Source organism: Leisingera sp. ANG49 (genome assembly GCF_059694505.1).
In genome coordinates this window covers 52848-71585 of sequence record NZ_JCATZN010000011.1, presented here as the reverse complement: position 1 = coordinate 71585, position 18738 = coordinate 52848, and the positions used below count along the sequence as shown (strand labels likewise).

Genomic DNA, 18738 nt, shown 5'->3' with positions numbered 1-18738 from the left:
CCCGCCCGCGTTTGCCGTGCCGCGATAGGTCCGCTTCGACCAAATGTTTCGCGCGCGAAACATTTGGTCCGAAGCGGACCTATCTTGCCGCCTGCCACCGCCCCGCGCGCGGCCGCTGCAAAAAACCGGTTCCGGCCCTGTCCGGCGGCGTATATCCTTCTAAGCTCATGACAACGGCGGCATCCAAGCGGCCGGCAGGGGATTGGGGAAAGGGCATTCCATGCGCATTGCAATGATTGGCACCGGCTATGTCGGACTGGTGTCGGGCGTCTGTTTTTCGGATTTCGGCCATGATGTGATCTGCGTCGACAAGGACGCGGATAAAATCACCCGGCTGAACCGGGGCGAGGTGCCGATCTACGAGCCCGGCCTGGATCAGCTGATGGAGAAGAACGTGGCCGCCGGCCGCCTCAGCTTCACCGATGATCTGGCGGCCGCGGTGGACGGGGCAGAGGCAGTGTTCATCGCCGTCGGCACCCCGACCCGGCGCGGCGACGGCCATGCCGACCTCACCTATGTGATGGCCGCGGCAGAGGAGATCGCCGGGGCGCTGACGGGCTATGCGGTGGTGGTGACCAAATCCACCGTGCCGGTGGGCACCAACCGGCAGGTGAAGCAGGTGATCTCCAAGGCCAATCCCAAGGCCGGTTTCGACGTTGCCTCCAACCCCGAATTCCTGCGCGAGGGCGCCGCGATCGAGGATTTCATGAAGCCCGACCGGGTGGTGGTCGGCGTCCAGAACGAGCGCGCGGCGGAGGTGATGGCGGAGATCTACAGACCCCTCTATCTGCGCGACTTCCCGATCCTGACCACCGACCTGGAATCGGCGGAACTGATCAAATACGCGGCCAATGCGTTTCTGGCCGCCAAGATCACCTTCATCAATGAAATCGCCGGCCTCTGCGAGCGGGTAGGGGCGGACGTCAAGGAAGTCTCCCGCGGCATCGGCTTTGACGGGCGGATCGGCAACAAGTTCCTGCATGCGGGGCCGGGCTACGGCGGATCGTGCTTCCCCAAGGACACCGCGGCATTGGCGCGGATCGGCCAGGACCATGCCTTCCCGCTGCGCATTACGGAAACCGTGATGCGGGTCAATGACGAGGTGAAGCTGCGGATGGTGGAGAAGCTGCGCGATGCCTGCGACGGCTCGTTCAACGGCAAAACCATCGCGGTGCTGGGCGTCACCTTCAAGCCCAACACCGATGACATGCGCGAGGCGCCGAGCCTGACCATTGTGCCCGCTTTGGTGGGCGGCGGCGCCAAGGTCCGGGTGGTGGATCCGCAGGGCCGGACCGAGGGCGAGGCGCTCCTGCCCGGGATCAAGTGGATGGACGACCCCTATCAGGCGGTGAGACAAGCCGACCTGGTGGTGCTCTTGACCGAGTGGAACGAGTTCCGCGCCCTGGATCTGAAAAAACTGGCCCGCAAGATGCAGACCCCGCGGATGGCGGACCTGCGCAATATCTACTCTGACAAATCCGCCAAACGGGCGGGTTTCGAGACTTACACCTCAGTGGGGCGGGGGGATGCAAAATAAGTCCGGTTCGGACCAAATGTTTCGCGCGCGAAACATTTGGTCAATCGTGCTGACCTAATATCAGGCTCTAACAGGGCAAGAAGAAGGGCGCGGTTTCCGCGCCCTTTGCTGTTTTATCAGAGTCCGATCAGAGCTTTTTCAGCCAGGCCTGCAGTTCCTTCACCAGCGCGGCGCTGACCGCCTCGCCGCTGATTTCGATCTTCTGCTCGCTGGGGGTATAGGCCAGCCGCACGCCGCGGGGGGCGGGCAGGGAGATCCGCTCGCCCGGCATCGCAGCGTCCCAATCGCCTGTGCCGCGCACCCGCGGGGCGCTGACCAGCGGCGGAACCGGTGCCTTGGGCGCAGGCGCTGCCGCCGCAGGTTCATAGGCCGGGGCAGGGGGCATATCAGGCTCTAACTTGGGAGTTGCCTTCACGCCGCCCTCTGTCAGCCGGGTCAGCACCTCCAGCTCTGCCTCCGGGCTGCTGCGGTCGGCGGCCTGCAGCGCGGTCGTGGCGCGGGCGGCAAAGCCCTCATCCGCCTCGATCCCGCGCACCAGGGCAAGGCCCAGCTTCTCGCTGATGGCGGTGGGGTAGAACAGCACCGCATCCAGGGCTTCCACCAGGGTGACGAAGCTGCCGATCTTGGAGCGCTTGGCGCGGGTGGCATTGCCGAACAGCGCCTGCAGCGCGTATTTGCGGCGGGTGAAGACGCCTTCCTTACAGGCGCGCACCGCAATCCGGGCGCGCTCGTAATGGGAGAGGTTCACCCGGATCTCGTTTTCCTCGACCATCGCCACATAGGCCTCTTCGGCGCTGTCGGGCTTGATCACCAGCGCCTTCAACGTGGCGAACTGCGGGTCTGATGTTTCCTCATAGAGCCTGCGCAGCGCGGTCAGGCGGCGCCAGCCGGAGATGAGGCCATGGGTGCGGCCGCCGAATGTATCCTCCAGCGGCACCACTTCCGCCGGGGTCTGCTGGCCGCGGGCGCGGATCGACTCGATCAGCGATTGCAGCTCTTCCTCGTCCTGCTCGATACGGTCGCGCACCAGGTGGTTTTCGTCGATCGCCGCCAGCGGCAGTTCCTCGATCATCAGCCCCTTGGCGCGGGCGTTTTCCAGGACGCCGCTGAGTTCCTGCAGCGCCGCCTGGGCAGAGGCATCGGACGCCACCTGGGCAATCGGCGCGGCCCCCACGCTGGAGGGGGTGCCAAGCGCCGGTTTGCCGGCAGGCGCCGCTGACAGGTAATCACTTTGCGCCGGGGAAAGCCGTTTGCGTTTTGCCATGATCCTCGTGCCTCTTTCCGGTTGGGGTGCTCACTCTACCCCAAATCTCTTGTTAGGGCCTTAGCCCGCCGCGCGCTGTTCGGCCTCTTGATGCAACACCTCGCGCCGCCAGACGCCGATCAAGAGCTTCTTGAAGGCGGCATAGGTCTCGTCAAAGGTCTCGCGGCCGCGCGCATAGGTCTCGCGGTTGAAGTCGCGGTAGTCGGCCTCGTAGATGCCGCTCACCTGCTCCCCCGCCTGGCCGATCAGCGCGGTGAAATCCTGCTTATGGGGGCTGAGCACCCGGCCCATGTAGGCCTGCATGAGTGCGGCCAGCTCGCCCTGCTGGGCGCCGTCGTAGCGGGTGATGACGGCGCGCACCGCATCCCATTCGAAACTGATCCCCGGCCGGCCCAGGGCGCGGGCGGCCAGGTTCTCGCCCTCCTCAATGCTGGCGAAGGTGGAATGCAGCATGTCGAAGAAGCGCCCCGTCGAGTCGAACTCCAGGAAGGACGCGCCCATCGGCACCAGCAGGATGTCGGCAGCGGACAGCCCGTTGATGGTCAGGTAGCCAAGCGCCGGCGGGGTGTCGATGAAGATCACGTCGTACTGGTCCAAGACCCCGTCGGCCTCCAGCCGCTCTGTCAGCGCATCCCACAGTTTCCAGCTGCGTGCCGCCATCCGCCAGACCGGGATCTGGAACTCCGCCCAGTAGAGGTTCAGCTGGGCGCCGATCAGGTCGATGTTGGGCCAATGGGTTTTCTGAATGACGTCCTGCGCCGTCATCTCCATTGCTGCGTCCAGCGCCTCGTCCAGCGGCTGCGGGGCATCGCCGCGGTCGAGGCGGCGCTGGTTCTCAAGCCGCAGATGCTCGCCGTAGTGGCGCGCCAGCAGCGGGAAGGCGGTCTGCCATTCATCCTCCACCTTGCCGCCGAAGATCGAGGTCATGGACCCTTGGGAATCCAGATCAATCACCAGCACCTTGTAGCCGTCGAGCGCCGCCGACATCGCCAGATGCGCCGCGGTCGAGGTCTTGCCGACGCCGCCCTTGAAGTTGGCCACCGCCACCATTTTGGCGGGCAGCCCTGCGGGACGGTAGGGGGTGTAGTCCTTGGCCTTGGACCCTTGCGCGGCAAAGAAGGCCCGCAGACGCAGCACCTCATCCAGGGTGAACCATTTGGCGCCGCCTTCGGTCTCACTGCGGCCCTGGGGCAGATCGGGGTTGGCCTTCAGCACCCGGCGGAAATGGGCCTGGGCGACCGGGATCAGGTAGCGGGTGATCTCCCAGGTGGAGAACAGGCGCAGCTCCTTGCGGCCTTCCTCGTTCATGCCGCGGCTGGCGAGGTCGGCGCGCCCTTGCGCGCAGGCGCTTGCGATCTCCGCAAAGCCCGCGGTGCTGGTGGGGCTGTCCAGCTCCGCCAATGCGGCGTCCGGGTCGATGCTGAAATAGGGGGGAAGGCTTGCGTTCGCCTTGTGGATATCTCTGGCCATGAGAGTGCTGCCTGCTGTCGATGGGCCTTCTTGGCCCCGTCCTGTGAAGTACTGCTGTTATGACTCTGCAGCCCTGATGTGCTGCCTTTTTGCCAGAATACCCAAAAACACGGCACATGGAAGAAAAATGCGCATCCCTTTTGATTTTTCTAAGCAAATCCGGCGGTTGCGGCAGGGGAAAGCGGGGGTGTCCGGGCAGGTGCAAAAAAATCTGCCCTGTTAAATATGGGTTATTTATTAGTTACAGGGCAGAGGTGACTCGCGCAAAGCCCTTTTTTCATTGGCGATCGGGGCCGGATTCCGGGGGAACGCGACTCTGAAACCCCGTTGAAATGACTCCGAACCCCCGAACAGATGATTCCGAACCCCCGTTGCGGGGGCATGTGGATAACCCTAGGGTGAGTGTAATCAAAACCACGATAAACGAGTCGGACGGGATCAGCAGAATTCCGGCGGCGTGCAGAGCAGATACGGGCAGGCAGATGGCAGCAGAGCTGACAGCGGGAGCGATTCCGCCAGAGGGGCAGGGGGACTTTTTCCTCTGCGATATCTTCGGGGCGATCCCCAAGAACGACCTGGCGTCGATGGAGCATCCGCTGTTCTCGCTGGGCACCCGGCCGGACCGGCGCATTCTGAACTACCAGCATAACGGCGCCGAGATCACCGTGACCCCTTCGGTCAAGGGGCTGGCGACGATCCACGACAAGGACATCCTGATCTTCTGCATCAGCCAGCTGATGGCGGCGCTGAATGCCGGGCGGCAGGTGAGCCGGGTGCTGCATCTGAAGGCGCATGACCTGCTGGTGGCCTGCAACCGCGAAACCTCCGGCGATGCCTACCGGCGCCTGCGCGAGGCGTTCGAGCGGCTGGCGGGCACCCGCATCACCACCAATATCGTGACCGGCGGCCAGGAGGTGACCACCGGCTTCGGCCTCATTGAGAAATGGGAGATCGTGCGCAAGGCGCCGGCCGGCAAGAAAGGCGCGGGCAAGATGGTCAGCGTCGCGGTGACGCTTTCGGACTGGCTGTACCGGGCGGTGCTGTCGAAATCGGTGCTGACGCTCAGCCGCGATTATTTCCGGCTGCGCAAACCTTTGGAGCGGCGGATCTACGAGCTGGCGCGCAAGCATTGCGGGCGGCAGAACAGCTGGCAGGTCTCGGTGGAGACGCTGCTGAAGAAATCCGGCTCGGCTTCGCCCCGCCGGGTGTTCCGCAAGATGATCCGCGACATGATTGAGGCGCAGCCGCTGCCCGATTACGCGCTGGAGGAGCTGGAGGGCGATGTGATCCGGTTTTCCCAGAAGGCGGCGGTCACGGAAGCGGTGCTCAACGCGCCGCAGCTGAAGCCCGCGACGCTGGAGGAGGCGCGCGCGCTGATCCCGGGCGCCGATGCCTATGCGCTGGAGGCGGAATGGCGCGCCATGTGGCTGCGCTCCGGCAGCCCGCGGCTCAGAATGCCCGATGCGGCCTTCCTGGGCTGGGTCCGCAAACGCGCCGCGGAATAGGCGGCGGCTGGCTTTCGGGCCTCCGGGGTTTCATCTTTCCATAAATACTCATTTTGCCGGGGGCTGCTGGGCGCTGCCTTTGCCTGGAAAGGCGGGCTGTATCCTCTCAGAAAAAGGTCAGCACGATTGACCAAATGTTTCGCGTGCGAAACATTTGGTCCGGTCCGGACCTACTCCGGGAGGCGGGCCCGGGCGGCGAGTCCGGGCGGCGGGTTCGGGACCGGGGGGCTGGGGGCGGAACGGGACAGGCCCGCCCCGGCGCATGGCCGGAGCGGGCCCGGTCAGGCGGGCGGCCCTCCCCCCTGGGCCGCTGCCTTTCCTGCCGCCGCCCGGGCTGCGGACGGCGGGTGCCGGGGTGCCCTGCGTCAGGTCTCGCCTTCTTTCAGCGCCTTGGACATGCTGGCGAGCACCGGGCTGATCAGATAGTTGGCCAGGGTCTGGCGGCCGGTTTCGATCATCGCCTGGGCCGGCATGCCGGGCAGGGTTTTCACATTGGGCAGGGCGGCCAGCTCCGCGTCCTTGATGCGGATATGCACCGGGTAATAGGTCTGGCCGGTGGCCCGGTCGGTGCTGGTGCCGGCCGCGACCATCACCACTTCGCCGGTGACCGGCGGGGTGGAGCGGAAGCTGTAGGCGGTCAGCGACACCCGCGCCAGGCTGCCCATCGAGACCTCGTCGATGTCCTCCACCGCGACCCGGGTTTCCACCAGGAGGCCGGCATCCTCGGGCATCAGCTCCAAGAGGGTGCGGCCGGGATCGACCACCTGGCCCAGGGTGTTGACAGCGAGTCCGACCACCCGGCCGCCGCGCGGCGCGCGGATGGTCAGCCGCTCGGCCACATCGCGGGTGGCCTCCAGCCGCTGGTTCAGGTCGAGGATCTGCTCCTGCACCTCCTGGCTCTGGGCGGCGATCCGCGCCACCCGGTCGCGGCCGGTCTGCAGCAGCCGCTCCTCCATTTCGCCGATCTGCTCCAGCACGTTGCCGCGGTCGCTTTCCAGCGCCCCCAGGGTGCCCAGCAGGTCGCTTTGCTGCATCTGCCGCTGGCTGATGCGGGTTTTCGGCACCAGGCCCTTTTCGAACAGCCCGGTCAGATCCGCCAGCTCCGCCTGCACCAGGGCCAGCTGCTCCTCGGTGGCCCGGATGCGGGCATCGCGGCCCTTGAGCTGGTCGCCCAGCTGGGTGATGCGGCCCTGGATGATCTCCATCTGGCCGTCATAGAGCGCCCGGTTGGAGGCCAGCAGGTCCTGCTGCACCGCCACCAGCCGCGCCAGTTCCGGCGCCGCGGCAATCAGCTGCTCCAGCTCGGCGCCGGGGCGCAGCGTTTCGGCCTCCGCCAGGTCGGCCTCCAGTCGCGCCTGCTGCGCCAGGGCGCTGGCCAGCTGGGTGTTCAGGATCGCCAGCTGCGCCTCCACCCGGCGGCCGTCGAGCCGGGCGATCACCTGGCCTTCGCGGACGCGGTCGCCCTCGGCGACGTTCAGCTCGCGCAGGATGCCGCCTTCGAAATGCTGCACCGCCAGCCGGTCGCCGGCCACGTTGAAGCTGCCGCCGGCCACCACCGCGCTGGTCAGCTCCGCCCGGGTGGACCAGAACACCAGCCCGCCGAACAGGCCGAAGCCGCAGACCACCAGCCACAGCACCAGCTGGCGCACCCGGGTGGGCGGCCGCTTGGGCAGCGGGATGTCGTGGCTGCCGCCCGCGGGCATCAGGTCGCGGAAGCCGCTCTGCAGGCCGTCAGGGGCGCTGCTGCGGGCCGGGGTGCGGGTCTCATGCTCTACCAGGCTCATGCGCTTTCTCCTTCAGCCGGAGAGGTCCGGGGCTCCTGTTCCGCCGGGCCCTTGCGGTGGCGGAACGGGGCGATCTTGGGGTCGTCGGGATGCGCCGGGGCGGCGGCCATCGGCTGCGCCGCGGCCTCGATCACCTGGCGGGCCTCGCCGAAGCGGGCCAGGCGGCCCTCCTGCAGCAGCGCCGCATGGCTGACCCGGCGCAGCAGGCTGAGCCGGTGGGTCACCGCCACCACCGCGGCGCCGCGGGCGCAGGCTTCCTCGATGGCGCAGGCCAGCGCCTCTTCGCCCTCGGGGTCGAGATTGGCGTTGGGCTCATCCAGGATGATCAGCTTGCGCTCGCCGAAGAAGGCGCGCGCAAGGCCGATGCGCTGGCGCTGGCCTGCGGACAGGAACTCGCCGCGCGGGCCGACCTCGGCGTTGTAGCCGCCGGGCAGCGTCAGGATCATCTCATGCACCTGCGCCAGCTTGGCCGCCGCCACCACCTCCGACGGCTTGGCGTCCGGGTCCATCAGGGCGATGTTTTCCGCCACCGTGCCCTGGAACAGCTCCACCCGCTGCGGCAGGAAGCCGATATGCTGGCCGATCTGCGCCGGATCCCAGTCGCTGAGCGCGGCATCGTCGATGCGGATGTGGCCGCGCACCAGCGGCTGCAGCCCGGCCAGCGCGTGGGCCAGGGTGGTCTTGCCGGCGCCGGAGGGGCCAATGAGGCCCAGCGACTGGCCCGGCTTCAGCTCGAAGGAAATGTCCATCAGCAGCGGGTCCGGGCGGCCGTGCAGCACCACGGTAGCGTTCTCCACCGCCAGGCGGCCTTCCGGCTCCGGCAGGGTCAGCCGCTCCGGCGCGGCGCCGAGATGGGCCAGCAGGGTGTTGAGCCGCCCTTGCGCGCTGCGCGCCTTGAGGAAGCCGCGCCAGCCGGCGATCGACTGTTCCACCGGCGCCGCGGCGCGGCCCAGCAGGATCGAGGAGGCAATCATCAGCCCCGGGGTCAGCTGGTTGTTGATCACCAGCACAACGCCGATGCCCAGGATCGCGATCTGCAGCCCCATGCGCGCTGCCTTGGCCAGCGAGGTGATCAGCGCCACCCGGTCGGTGGCCAATGTGTTGAACAGCAGCGCCGAGAACGCCTTGAGCTGCCAGCGCCCGATCAGCGGGCCGGTCTTGCCCATGGCGCGGATGAGGCCTGCGTTCTGCATCATCTCGGACACTGCGGCATTGGTCTCGGTGGCCTGCTTGCCGGCTTCATCCATCGGCTTGCGGGCCAGCATCTCGTTGAGCAGCGCCAGGGTGAACAGCACGGCGATGCCCGCCAGCGCCACCATTCCCAGAACCGGGCTGAACATGAAGATCAGTGCCAGGAAGATCAGCGACCAGGGCGCGTCCAAGAGCGCCAGGAACACCGGGCTGGTGACAAAGCCGCGCAGTTCCTGGATGTCGCGGATGGGCTCCGCCTTGCGCAGGGCCGGCGGCAGCTGGCCGTTGATCATGCCCTCCAGCACCACCGGGCTGAGCCGGGCTTCGAGGCGGGAGCCGAGCCGCGCCACCAGGCGCTGGCGCAGCATGTCGAAAATAAAAAAGAACACCAGCGCGATGCACGCGCCGGTGGTCAGAGCAATCAGGGTTGGCATGCTGCCCGAGGCCATGACCCGGGCAAACAGTTGCAGCATGTAGAGTGGCGCTGTCAGGATCAGGAGGTTCACGAAGATGCTGGCGGTGAAGATGGCTGCCAGCACACCCCTTTGTCCGTCGAATACCCGTTTTGTCTTCATTGTCGTTGCCCCCCGGCTGCACGAAGTGAAGTTATAAAATCTGGAGGTCAGCGCCCTGGTCCAAGGATGCAATCCTTGGCCGGGGACCAAATCGCTGTCCTGAACCAGGGCTGGGCGGGCCCGGGGTAAACCCCGGGCCCGCCGTTCCTAATGCTCAGGCACCGTAGTTGAGGTGGCCCCAGATGTTGTCGTAGCTGTCATCAAATTCGTCAGCTGTGACCACACGGATCGCCTCATAGCTGCCCGCGTCGCCGCTGGAGACCGCGTTGATGCCGACACCGCCCCAGGGGTTGGTGTCATGGCCCAGCGAGGAGAATGGCGCTTCGTTGCCTTCCAGGTCCTTGATGGTCACCCAGGCGCCGCCCACTTTGATCTGGGTATCGCCGCCGGATTCGGTGACCTGGGCGTGGCCGCCGACACCGTCCGGTCCGCCGTTCAGCTTCTCGAAGGCATCCTGCGCCGAGATGTCGCCGGTGACACGGAACAGCAGCACGTCATGATCTTCGTCGATGTCGAAGTCATGAATGACGTCATGGCCATCGTTGGAAGTGAAGCTGTAGCCATCCCACTTCAGGTCGATGATGAAGACATCCTTGCCGGTGCCGCCCCACAGCCAGTCGTTGCCGGAGCCGCCTTTCAGCCAGTCGTTGCCGGCATTGCCGAACAGCTTGTCGTTGCCGGAACCGCCATCCAGGAAGTCCTTGCCGAAGCCGCCCATCAGCTTGTCGTTGCCTTCTTCGCCGTAGAGGCAGTCCTGGCCGGTGTTGCCATAGAGCGTGTCGTTGTTGTAGCCGCCCTTGAGCACGTCGCCGGCCTTGCCGCCTTTCAGCGTGTCTTCGCCTTTGCCGCCATCGATGAAGTCCTGGCTGCGGCCGCCCATCAGCTTGTCGTCGCCGTCGTCGCCGAAGATCACGTCGCGGCCAGTGCCGCCGCTGATGTAGTCGTGGCCGTCGTCGCCGTGCAGCGTGTCATTGCCGGCCTGGCCGAAGATCTTGTCGTTGCCGGTGCCGCCAAAGGCCTTGTCGGCATCGTCGCCGCCCTTGATGGTATCGTTGCCGGAGCCGCCTTTCAGCAGGTCGTGGCCGTCTTCACCATGCAGGCAGTCGTCGCCGTCATCGCCGGACAGCTTGTCGTTGCCGTAGCCGCCTTTGATGATGTCCTCGCCGTCGCCGCCGCTGACCACATCATTGCCGGTCTGGCCGTAGATGACGTCGTTGCCGCCTTCACCGAAGATGGTGTCGTTGCCGGAGCCGCCGCGGATCACGTCGTGGCCCTCGATCTTCTCGCCGTTGTCGACCGGATCATAGCAGTCCGGGCAATCGACCGGCTTCATCTTGTGGCCGCCGCCATGCTCGTTGGACGCCGTGGACGGCTCGTCGTCGTCGCAGCAGTCCCAGTCGACATAGGGCGCCTTGTAGTGGTCGCTGCCCAGGTTGTCGGCCTTGTCGCCGAAGATCAGGTCGCCCTGGGCGCCGCCTTCCAGCACGTCATTGCCGGTGCCGCCGCGCATGGTATCGCGCCCGGCGCCGCCGTTGACGTCGTCGTCGCCTTCGCCGCCGCCCATCAGGTCGTTGCCGCGGCCGCCCTGCATCAGGTCGTTGTCTTCTTCGCCGAACATGCAGTCGTCGCCGCCCTGGCCGTCCATGGTGTCTTCACCGGTGCCGCCCAGCATGGTGTCGTTGCCATCGACCTGCTCGGTCTTGTTGCCGGTGCCGCTGTCGGCGCCGAAATCAAGATCGTCGCCCTGGCCCTGGCGCTCGTCGCCGAACATCTCGTCGTCGCCGGAGCCGCCGATCACCAGGTCGTCGCCCAGGCCGCCGGACATCCGGTCGTTGCCCTGCTGGCCGTTCATCCGGTCATTGCCGTCGCGGCCGTACATGGTGTCGTTGTTGTTGGAGTGGTCGTGGTCCTGCATGCCGTAGAGGTCGAACTGGCCGTCGTCGCCCCACATGCAGTCGTCGCCGCCTTCACCATCCATGCAGTCGTTGCCGTCGTTGCCGTAGAGGTAGTCGCCGGCATCGCCGTCGCCTTCCGGCTTGCCTTTGCCGTAGTGGTCATAACCCCACTTGTCGTCATGGCCGCCGCGCATGCTGTAGTCGCCGTCGGCATCGTCGCCGAAGATGTGGTCGTTGCCGGTGCCGCCGAAGACGGTGTCGGCATCCAGCCCGCCGAGGAGGGTGTCGTCGCCGGTTTCGCCGTCGATGTAGTCGCAGCCTTCGCCGCCATCGATCCAGTCATCGCCGTCGTCGATATAGATCGTTTTGTAGACCGGCACTTCATACTCTTCCCAGGTGTCGTAATCGATATGGGTCTCGTAGTAGTGCACCACCTGCTCATAACGGCCCTTGCCGTCGCCGTCACCGCCGAACAGCTTGTCATTGCCGGTGCCGCCGCTGATCTTGTCGTCGCCGTCCTGGCCTTCGATGTAATCCTGGCCTTCCTCGCCATCGAGCTTGTTGTTGCGCTCGTTGCCGTAGAGGGCGTCATCGCCGGCCCCGCCGCGGGCGTTGTCTGCGGCATAGTGGTCGTTCAGGTTGATGACGTTGCCGCCGCCGTCGCCCTGTTCGGTGGCGCCGTTGTTGTAGTTCGGGTCGTTCTTGTCCTTTGAGAACTCGATCCTGCACTCCGGATCACAGACTTTCCACTCAGGATTCTGGTCTTCAATACCCATGGTAAACTTCCTCCTCGTTAAAATACGGGGCTGTGCCCCCGCCGGTGCCGCGGCCCAGGAAGGAACTCCCCGGGGGGCCGCTGGCGCATAAAGGCGTAGTCATGCCTTCTGGGGGTATTGCAGCGCATCCGCGCTGCGGCCGATGCCCCCAAATGGGGACAAAATGCGTGTTACAGGGCGGGCAGCTGCCAGCCGGTGCGGCTTTCCACCGCCGCGGCGGCGGCCTGGGCCATCTCCTGCAGGGGGGCGTGCCAATAGACCCCGGCCGCCAGACCGGCGGCGCCCAGCAAGAGCGCGGCCGCGGCCAGCCCGCGGCGGCGGCGCGGCGGCGGCGCGGCCTGCGCCAGCGCCTCTGCCACCGCGGCCTTCAGCACCGGTTCGAACTCGATCCGGAGCGCCCCCTCCATCCGGTTCACCGCGGTTTCCAGCTGGTCGATGCGGGCGGTCAGCGCGGCGCGGTCGGCCGCGGCCTTCTGCGCGTGGCGCTCGCCCAGCCCCTCGTTGAGGGTGGTGAACATCTCGGCGATGCGCTTGTGCAGCGCCACCAGGTCGGCCTGGGCCGCCAGCGGCTCCCCGCCCTGGCGCAGCGCGGCGGAGATCTGCGCCAGCACCGCGTTGCTCAGCCGCGGCGGCTGCACCGGCTTGTCCTGGGATTTACCCTGGGGTTTGTCCTGTGCGGGCTGCTCCGCCTTGGCCGCTGCGGCCTGGGCCTGAGTTGCCTGGGCCTGCGCGGTTTGGGGCTGAGCCGTCTGAGCCTGAGTTGCCTGAGCCTGCGGGGCGGCTGGTGCGGGCTGGATTTGCGCCTGAGCCGGCGCGGGCGGGCCCTGGAACGGGGTGTCCTGTGCCATCTTGTTCATGACGCTCTCCCCAGCGAGGCCTGCCAGGTCAGCCGCTGCGCCATTTCAGCCCGGCCGGGGGCCTGCATCTTGGCCAGCACCCGCTTGGCGTAGGTGTTGAAGGTCTGAACCTTGAGGCCGGCGATATGCGCCGCCTCGCGGTTGGAGAGCCCCAGCTGAATGAGCGCCGCCACCCGCGCCTCGGCCGGCGACAGCCCCATTTTCTGGGCCAGCATCTCGATGCGGCGGCGGTCGGGCTGGCGCGGCAGGATCGCCACCACCAGCGGCTGGCCGGAGCCGGCGCAGCGGTAGCGGGTCAGCGACACCGGCAGCCGCAGGCCGCTCTTGCGGTCCTCCAGGAACAGGATCAGCTCCTGCGGGCCGCGGGTGCTGCCGCGGCGGGTGCGGGCGCATTCGGCGACCGCCGCATAGAAGCCCGCGGTCTCGCCCGGGCGGGCGCAGCTGAGGCGGCCGGACTGGTCGCTCAGCAGGTCGCCGCCGTCGAGCATGTCGCGGCCCGATTCATTGCAGTGCAGCAGCTGGCCCTCGGCGTTGAGCACCAGCACCGCGCTGTCGGTCTTCTTGGAGACGGTCCACAACAGCGCGCTGGTCACTGCCGCCTGGGTTTCGCCGGCCAGCTCGCGCAAGCTGTCCTCGCGCAGCACCGGCCAGATCGCCTGCAGGATGTCGCCGCAATGGGCATCATGCGGGCCGCCTTCGAGGCGCAGCGCGATCAGGTCCTCGCTGCCGTCCTCGAAGCTGCAGGTGAACATGGCCCAGCCGCGGCCTGCGGTGAGCTCCGCCGCCAGGGCGCTCAGCTGCGGCTGTTCCGCCGCGGCCAGCTGCGCGGCCAGCATCCGGGCCGCCGCCCCGCCGGGCTGCCGGGCGCGGAAGGCGGTGGCGCTGCCGGGCTGCAGCTGCCGCCGCAGCACCGCCGCGGCGGCGCTGGAACAGGCGCCGCCCAGGCCGGGATCGCTGGTCAGCACCGGCGCGCGCCGGTGGCCGGGCTGGACCAGGGCCAGGTGTGTCAGGGATGAGATTTGCCTCTGGAGAGACCGCGTGAAAAACAACCTGCCCGTTTGCGAAACGGACGCACTCAACATAACCATGTTGCCCCCCGGCGTGACATAATGAATGTCTTGAGGGTAGCACTCTGGCGGCAGGGTCAAACCGGGCATAGGGGGTACGCCGAAGGCCGGGCCGCACTGCGGCCTTCGGCTGGGCGGCCCGGCAAAATACCACCATGGGGGTAGCTGCAGGAGGCCGCAGCGGCGAATCGCTGAAACCTTGAGTTGTTTCAGCGGAAGAATGAAGTGTCTTAAAATTGTAGAAACTCAAATGGAAACACTGCGTTTCCGCTTTGGGAACAATGCCAAGGGAGTAGGGCGTCCGGGTCAGATCGCGTGGAAAAACAGCCGGATAAGCCGGGACCGGCGGCGGCACCGGCCGCGGGCCTGCCAAAAAGCACTGCTCCGGGAGGGGAAGTTTCTTAACAATAAAGGCTGGATTCGCTACGGTTTATCCACAGCAATGCGCATCAGAAGTGTTTGAACGCCGGCGTGCGCTGCCTGGCCCGGGACGTTTTTTCCGGGTGTGTTCTGTATTTATCACGATCCGGAAACGGCGGCGCGGGGCGCTGCCGGGGCCCAGGCGGCGGCAAGCAGGTTAAGTGTGTTCCGGGGGGCGGCGGCGCATTGCATAAAGACGGCCTGCCGGTGGGCGGGCCAGCCATAACAGCGCTCCAGGGGGACGGCCGGATGCACATTCCGGCATGTTACGAGTAAAGGAGTTTTGGATGCCTGTTCACGTTGTGGGGGAAAGCAGGCTTCTCAGGGACATGTTTCTGACCATCTGTGAAGCGAACAACTATGAGACCGGGCGCTGCTGCGGCGCCCTGGCGGAACTGCCGCAGCTGACCGCACAGGATATGGTGCTGTGCTACAGCCATGGCGCCGGCGCGGAACTGCATGAGGAGCTGCAGGCCTTCCGCGCCCGCAACGGCGCAGTGCCGCTGATCCTGATCACCGGCGATGAGTGCCCGGCGGCCGATCAGGTGCAGCTGAGCCGTTATGCCGAGGCGGTGATCCCGGAACGCAAATCGGCCGGCGCGCTGATCGCGGCGCTGCAAGTGGTGCAGGACGGTTACCGCATGGTGCTGTCCGGGGCCGCGGCGGAAGGCGGCGTGCCGGCACTGCGGCGCGGCGCGGAGCCGCAGGCGGCAGAGGCGGCGGCCGCACCGGCCCGCCAGGAAGCGCGGCACGGGCTGTCCGACCGCGAGCGGCTGATCCTGGCCAAGCTGACCGAAGGCGCCACCAACAAGAGCATCGCCAACGAACTGGGGATCTGCGAAGCCACGGTGAAAGTGCATCTGCGCACCTGCTTCCGCAAGATCGGCGCCAAGAACCGCACCCAGGCCGCGCTGTGGGCGTCCGAGCAGCTGCCGCCGCAGGCGCACCGCCACTGAAGGCAGCCGCGGGCGGCAGCGCCGGATATGCAACAGGCGTCCCGGCCGCATGGCCGGAGGCGCCGCTTGCCGGATGCGGGCGGGGCCGGGGCCCGCCGCATCCGGCCGGTGCGCCCCGCGGGCGCAGCCCGGCAAGGGCCCGGGGCACAAAAGTTTTCAAAAACTATTGCCAAGGCTTTTCGAAAAGCCTTGGGCGCCGTTGCGCGGCGTTTGGTTGCTGAGAAGGCCTTGAAGGGCAGGCTTGCCTTCAAGGCCGTTTGCAAGTGTGTTCAGGAGAGCCGCGTCAAGGGCAAGCCGCTGGCGCGGCGGCTGCGCCGCCCTTGACCCGGACCCGGGATTGCCCGGAATAGAGCCTGATTTGCTCTGCCTCCGGCTCAGATCTTTATTCTCCGCGCCTCCGGCTAGGTTTTGATCCGCCGTGCCTCCGGCACGAGGGCATTGATCTGCGCGATGTGCTCCGGCAGGCAGCGGGTCAGGAAATCGTATTTCTCCACCACATGGGCGCGGGCGGCGGGGCCGATATGGGCGTAGTCCCCGGGATTGGCCAGCACGTCCGCCACCTGATCCGCCAGTTTCTCAGGGGAAAAGAAATCCACCAGCAGCCCGGTTTCGCCATGGGTGATCGCCTCGCGCACCGGCGCCACATCGGCCGCCACCACCGTCGCCTGCATCGCCATCGACTCCAAGAGCGACCAGCTGAGCACGAAGGGCATCGTCAGATAGATGTGGCAGCGGCTGATCTGGATGATCCGGGTGAGGTCGTCATACGGCACCTTGCCGAGGAAATGCACCCGGCTCCAGTCGACGCTGGCGCCCAGTTCATCCTCCATCTCGCCGCGCAACCCGCCGGGGTGCTGGCTCTCGGCGCCGTAAGAGGTCTCGTTGCCGCCGATCATCAGGATGCGGGCATTGGGGCGCTGCGCCTGGATCCGGGGCAGGGCGCGCATCATGATGTGGAAGCCGCGGGCGCGCTCCATGTTGCGGGCAATATAGGTGACCACCTCATCATCGCGGGTGAGCGGTTTCTCCAGCCGCCCGAGCCCGACCGAGGCGTCCGGGTCAGGGCCCAGCCTGTCGGTGCGGATGCCGTCATGGCAGAGATACATGCGGCCGTGGAAGCTCTCCGGAAACCGGTCGCGCTGCCAGGCGGTGGGCACATGGCCCAGATCGACCTGCTCAATGCTGGCATAAGGCACGGAGTTGCGGGCCTCGGCAAAGAAATAGGCCTGGTCGTTGGGCGGGTTTTCCGGATCGAACCCGACCAGCCCGCCGGAGGTGCGGTAGAAATACTCGAAGAAGCCGATCACCGGCACATCGGGGTAGGGGTCCTTCATGAACATCAGCTCGCCCCAGCCGGTGTGGCCGATGATGATGTCGGGGGTGAAGCCCGCGTCGCGAAGCTGCCGCGCCGCCAGCGCCGCGCCGAGGCCCGCGCCTGCCGCCGCCTCCCAGTCCTTGGAGAGGCCGAAGGCGTCCTTTTCCGGGGTGCGGAAGGGCTTGTAGACAATCGTCCTGATGCCCGCGAGCTGCACGCCCTCGCGCTGGGTCAGAAAGACGATTTCATGGCCGCCCTGGGCGGCCAGCCAGGGGGCCAGCTCGCGGTACTGGCCGGGCATGTTCTGATGCACAAACAGGATTTTCATGGGGGTATGCTTGCCGGGGCAGGACCGGGGATGCAAGCGCGGGGCGCGCGCGGGCGGAGTTCTGCCGCGGCTGTTGCCCTGCCGCCAGCGCGGGGCTAGGAGTGGCACAGGCATGGATGCGATGACGTGAGGGCGGGAATGCAGGTTGAGGAAACGGGTCTGCCGGGGCTGAAGGTGCTGACACCGGCACGGTTCGGCGATGCGCGCGGGTTTTTCAGCGAAAGCTGGAACCGGCGGCGGATGCAGGAGGCCGGAATCGATCTGGACTTCGTGCAGGACAATCATTCGCTGTCGGCCGCGGCCGGGACTTTGCGCGGGCTGCACTTCCAGGCGCCGCCGCATGCCCAGGACAAGCTGGTGCGCTGCGGCCGCGGCGCGCTGTTCGACGTGGCGGTGGACATCCGCAAGGGCTCGCCCGCCTTTGGCAAATGGTTCGGCATCGAGCTGAGCGCCGAAAACGGCAGGCAGCTCCTAGTGCCCAAGGGCTTCCTGCACGGCTTCCTCACCCGGGTGCCGGACACCGAGGTGATCTATAAATGCACCGATTATTACGCGCCGGAGTGCGACGGCGCGGTGGCCTGGGACAGCTGCGGCATTGACTGGGAGTTCGAAGGCACGCCGGTGCTCAGCGAAAAAGACGCCGCAGCGCCCGCGCTTGCGGATTTCGACAGCCCGTTCACTTGGCAAGAATAAGACCGGGGAAGGATAAGAGATGAAGCTTCTTGTGACCGGCGGCGCCGGCTTTATCGGATCCGCGGTGGTGCGGCTGGCGATCCGGCGCGGCCACCAGGTGGTGAACCTCGATGCGCTCACCTATGCCGCCTGCCTCGAGAATGTGGCGGAGGCGGCTGAGAGCCCGGACTATGCCTTCGAGCACTGCGATATCCGCGACCGCGCCGCATTAGACACTGTTTTTGAGCGCCATCACCCGGATGCGGTGATGCATCTGGCGGCCGAAAGCCACGTGGACCGGTCGATCGACGGGCCGGGCGATTTCATCGAGACCAATATCACCGGCACCTTCAACATGCTGGAAGCCGCCCGCAAGTACTGGACCCAGGCGGGCAAGCCCGAAGCCTTCCGGTTCCATCATATCTCGACCGATGAGGTCTACGGCTCGCTGCCTGCCGACCCGGCGGTGCAGTTCACCGAAGAGACATCCTACGATCCGCGCTCGCCCTATTCGGCGAGCAAGGCCGCGAGCGATCATCTGGTGCGCGCCTGGGCCGAGACCTATGGCCTGCCGGTGGTCTTGACCAACTGCTCCAACAACTACGGGCCGTATCATTTCCCCGAAAAGCTCATCCCGGTGGTGATCCTCAATGCGCTGGCCGGCAAGCCGCTGCCGATCTACGGCGACGGCTCCAACGTGCGCGACTGGCTCTATGTGGAGGACCACGCCGATGCGCTGCTCTTGGTGGTGCAGAAGGGCGCATTGGGCCGGTCCTACAATATCGGCGGCGAGAACGAGCGGTCGAACCTGGAGCTGGTGAACACGCTGTGCGAAATCCTGGACCGGAAACGCCCGCGTGCGGACGGCAAGTCCTACAAGGACCAGATCACCTTTGTCACCGACCGCCCGGGCCATGATGCGCGCTATGCCATCGATCCAACCCGCATCCGCGAAGAGCTGGGCTGGCGGCCCTCGGTGACGGTGGAGGAAGGGCTGGAGAAGACGGTGCAGTGGTATCTGGACAACGAGGCCTGGTGGCGCGCCCTGCAGACCCGCGACGGCGTCGGCCAGCGGCTGGGGACGGGGAAGTGACAATCGGCTTTGAGGAAACGCGGAGGGCAGCGT

At 66.6% G+C, this 18738-nt stretch carries 13 protein-coding genes; 5 read left to right on the top strand and 8 right to left on the bottom strand.

Translation table 11 applies throughout. The annotated features are described in order from the left end of the window. The first annotated feature begins 220 nt into the window (after nt 1-220). The gene (locus AC58NV_RS21820; protein ID WP_497229027.1) at nt 221-1537 is read left to right on the top strand and encodes a UDP-glucose dehydrogenase family protein; all 1317 of its coding nucleotides are present in this window, start codon (nt 221-223) and stop codon (nt 1535-1537) included. Between the two features lie 127 nt (nt 1538-1664). Here the strand turns inward: AC58NV_RS21820 and AC58NV_RS21815 are convergent, their stop codons facing one another. Together AC58NV_RS21815 and AC58NV_RS21810 are read right to left on the bottom strand one after the other, a co-directional pair. Then, nucleotides 1665-2801, bottom strand: coding sequence for a ParB/RepB/Spo0J family partition protein (locus tag AC58NV_RS21815; protein WP_497229026.1), 1137 nt, complete (start codon nt 2799-2801; stop codon nt 1665-1667). Between the two features lie 60 nt (nt 2802-2861). Then, nucleotides 2862-4271 carry an AAA family ATPase gene (locus tag AC58NV_RS21810; protein ID WP_497229025.1) on the bottom strand — a complete coding sequence of 470 codons (1410 nt, stop codon included), beginning with the start codon at nt 4269-4271 and terminating at the stop codon, nt 2862-2864. Nucleotides 4272-4753: 482 nt separating this feature from the next. Here AC58NV_RS21810 and AC58NV_RS21805 point away from each other — a divergent pair, with 482 nt between their 5' ends. Continuing rightward, nucleotides 4754-5776: a replication initiator protein A gene (locus tag AC58NV_RS21805; RefSeq protein WP_497229024.1), complete on the top strand. Its 1023-nt coding sequence runs from the start codon at nt 4754-4756 to the stop codon at nt 5774-5776. A 365-nt stretch (nt 5777-6141) separates the two neighbouring features. Here the strand turns inward: AC58NV_RS21805 and AC58NV_RS21800 are convergent, their stop codons facing one another. The 5 genes from AC58NV_RS21800 to AC58NV_RS21780 form a co-directional block, all read right to left on the bottom strand. Next, nucleotides 6142-7560: an HlyD family type I secretion periplasmic adaptor subunit gene (locus AC58NV_RS21800; protein ID WP_497229023.1), complete on the bottom strand. Its 1419-nt coding sequence runs from the start codon at nt 7558-7560 to the stop codon at nt 6142-6144. Next, entirely contained in the window at nt 7557-9326 is a 1770-nt protein-coding gene (locus tag AC58NV_RS21795) for a type I secretion system permease/ATPase (protein WP_497229022.1), read from the bottom strand. Before AC58NV_RS21795 ends, AC58NV_RS21800 begins: the two co-directional genes overlap by 4 nt. Before the next feature lie 154 nt (nt 9327-9480). Next, complete coding sequence (locus AC58NV_RS21790; RefSeq protein ID WP_497229021.1) at nt 9481-11997, bottom strand: calcium-binding protein; 2517 nt, start codon at nt 11995-11997, stop codon at nt 9481-9483. 170 nt (nt 11998-12167) lie between these two features. Continuing rightward, a complete protein-coding gene (locus AC58NV_RS21785; RefSeq protein WP_497229020.1) occupies nt 12168-12854 on the bottom strand; it encodes a hypothetical protein in 687 nt (228 codons plus the stop codon). Further along, on the bottom strand, nt 12851-13819 hold the full coding sequence (locus AC58NV_RS21780) for a helix-turn-helix transcriptional regulator (RefSeq protein WP_497229019.1): 969 nt from the start codon (nt 13817-13819) through the stop codon (nt 12851-12853). Before AC58NV_RS21780 ends, AC58NV_RS21785 begins: the two co-directional genes overlap by 4 nt. An 809-nt stretch (nt 13820-14628) precedes the next feature. Between AC58NV_RS21780 and AC58NV_RS21775 the strand changes: the two genes are divergently transcribed. Next, nucleotides 14629-15297 (top strand): helix-turn-helix transcriptional regulator, encoded by a 669-nt coding sequence (locus tag AC58NV_RS21775; protein ID WP_497229018.1) that lies wholly within the window; start codon nt 14629-14631, stop codon nt 15295-15297. Between the two features lie 401 nt (nt 15298-15698). On the opposite strand, the gene AC58NV_RS21770 is transcribed toward AC58NV_RS21775, so the two are convergent. Next, entirely contained in the window at nt 15699-16940 is a 1242-nt protein-coding gene (locus tag AC58NV_RS21770) for a glycosyltransferase family 4 protein (RefSeq protein ID WP_497229017.1), read from the bottom strand. Between the two features lie 138 nt (nt 16941-17078). On the opposite strand from AC58NV_RS21770, the gene rfbC reads away from it, so the two are divergent. Both rfbC and rfbB read left to right on the top strand, forming a co-directional pair. Then, entirely contained in the window at nt 17079-17633 is a 555-nt protein-coding gene (gene rfbC, locus AC58NV_RS21765; protein WP_497229016.1) for a dTDP-4-dehydrorhamnose 3,5-epimerase, read from the top strand. Nucleotides 17634-17652: 19 nt separating this feature from the next. Further along, complete coding sequence (rfbB, locus tag AC58NV_RS21760) at nt 17653-18705, top strand: dTDP-glucose 4,6-dehydratase (protein ID WP_497229015.1); 1053 nt, start codon at nt 17653-17655, stop codon at nt 18703-18705. The last annotated feature ends 33 nt before the right edge of the window (nt 18706-18738 follow it).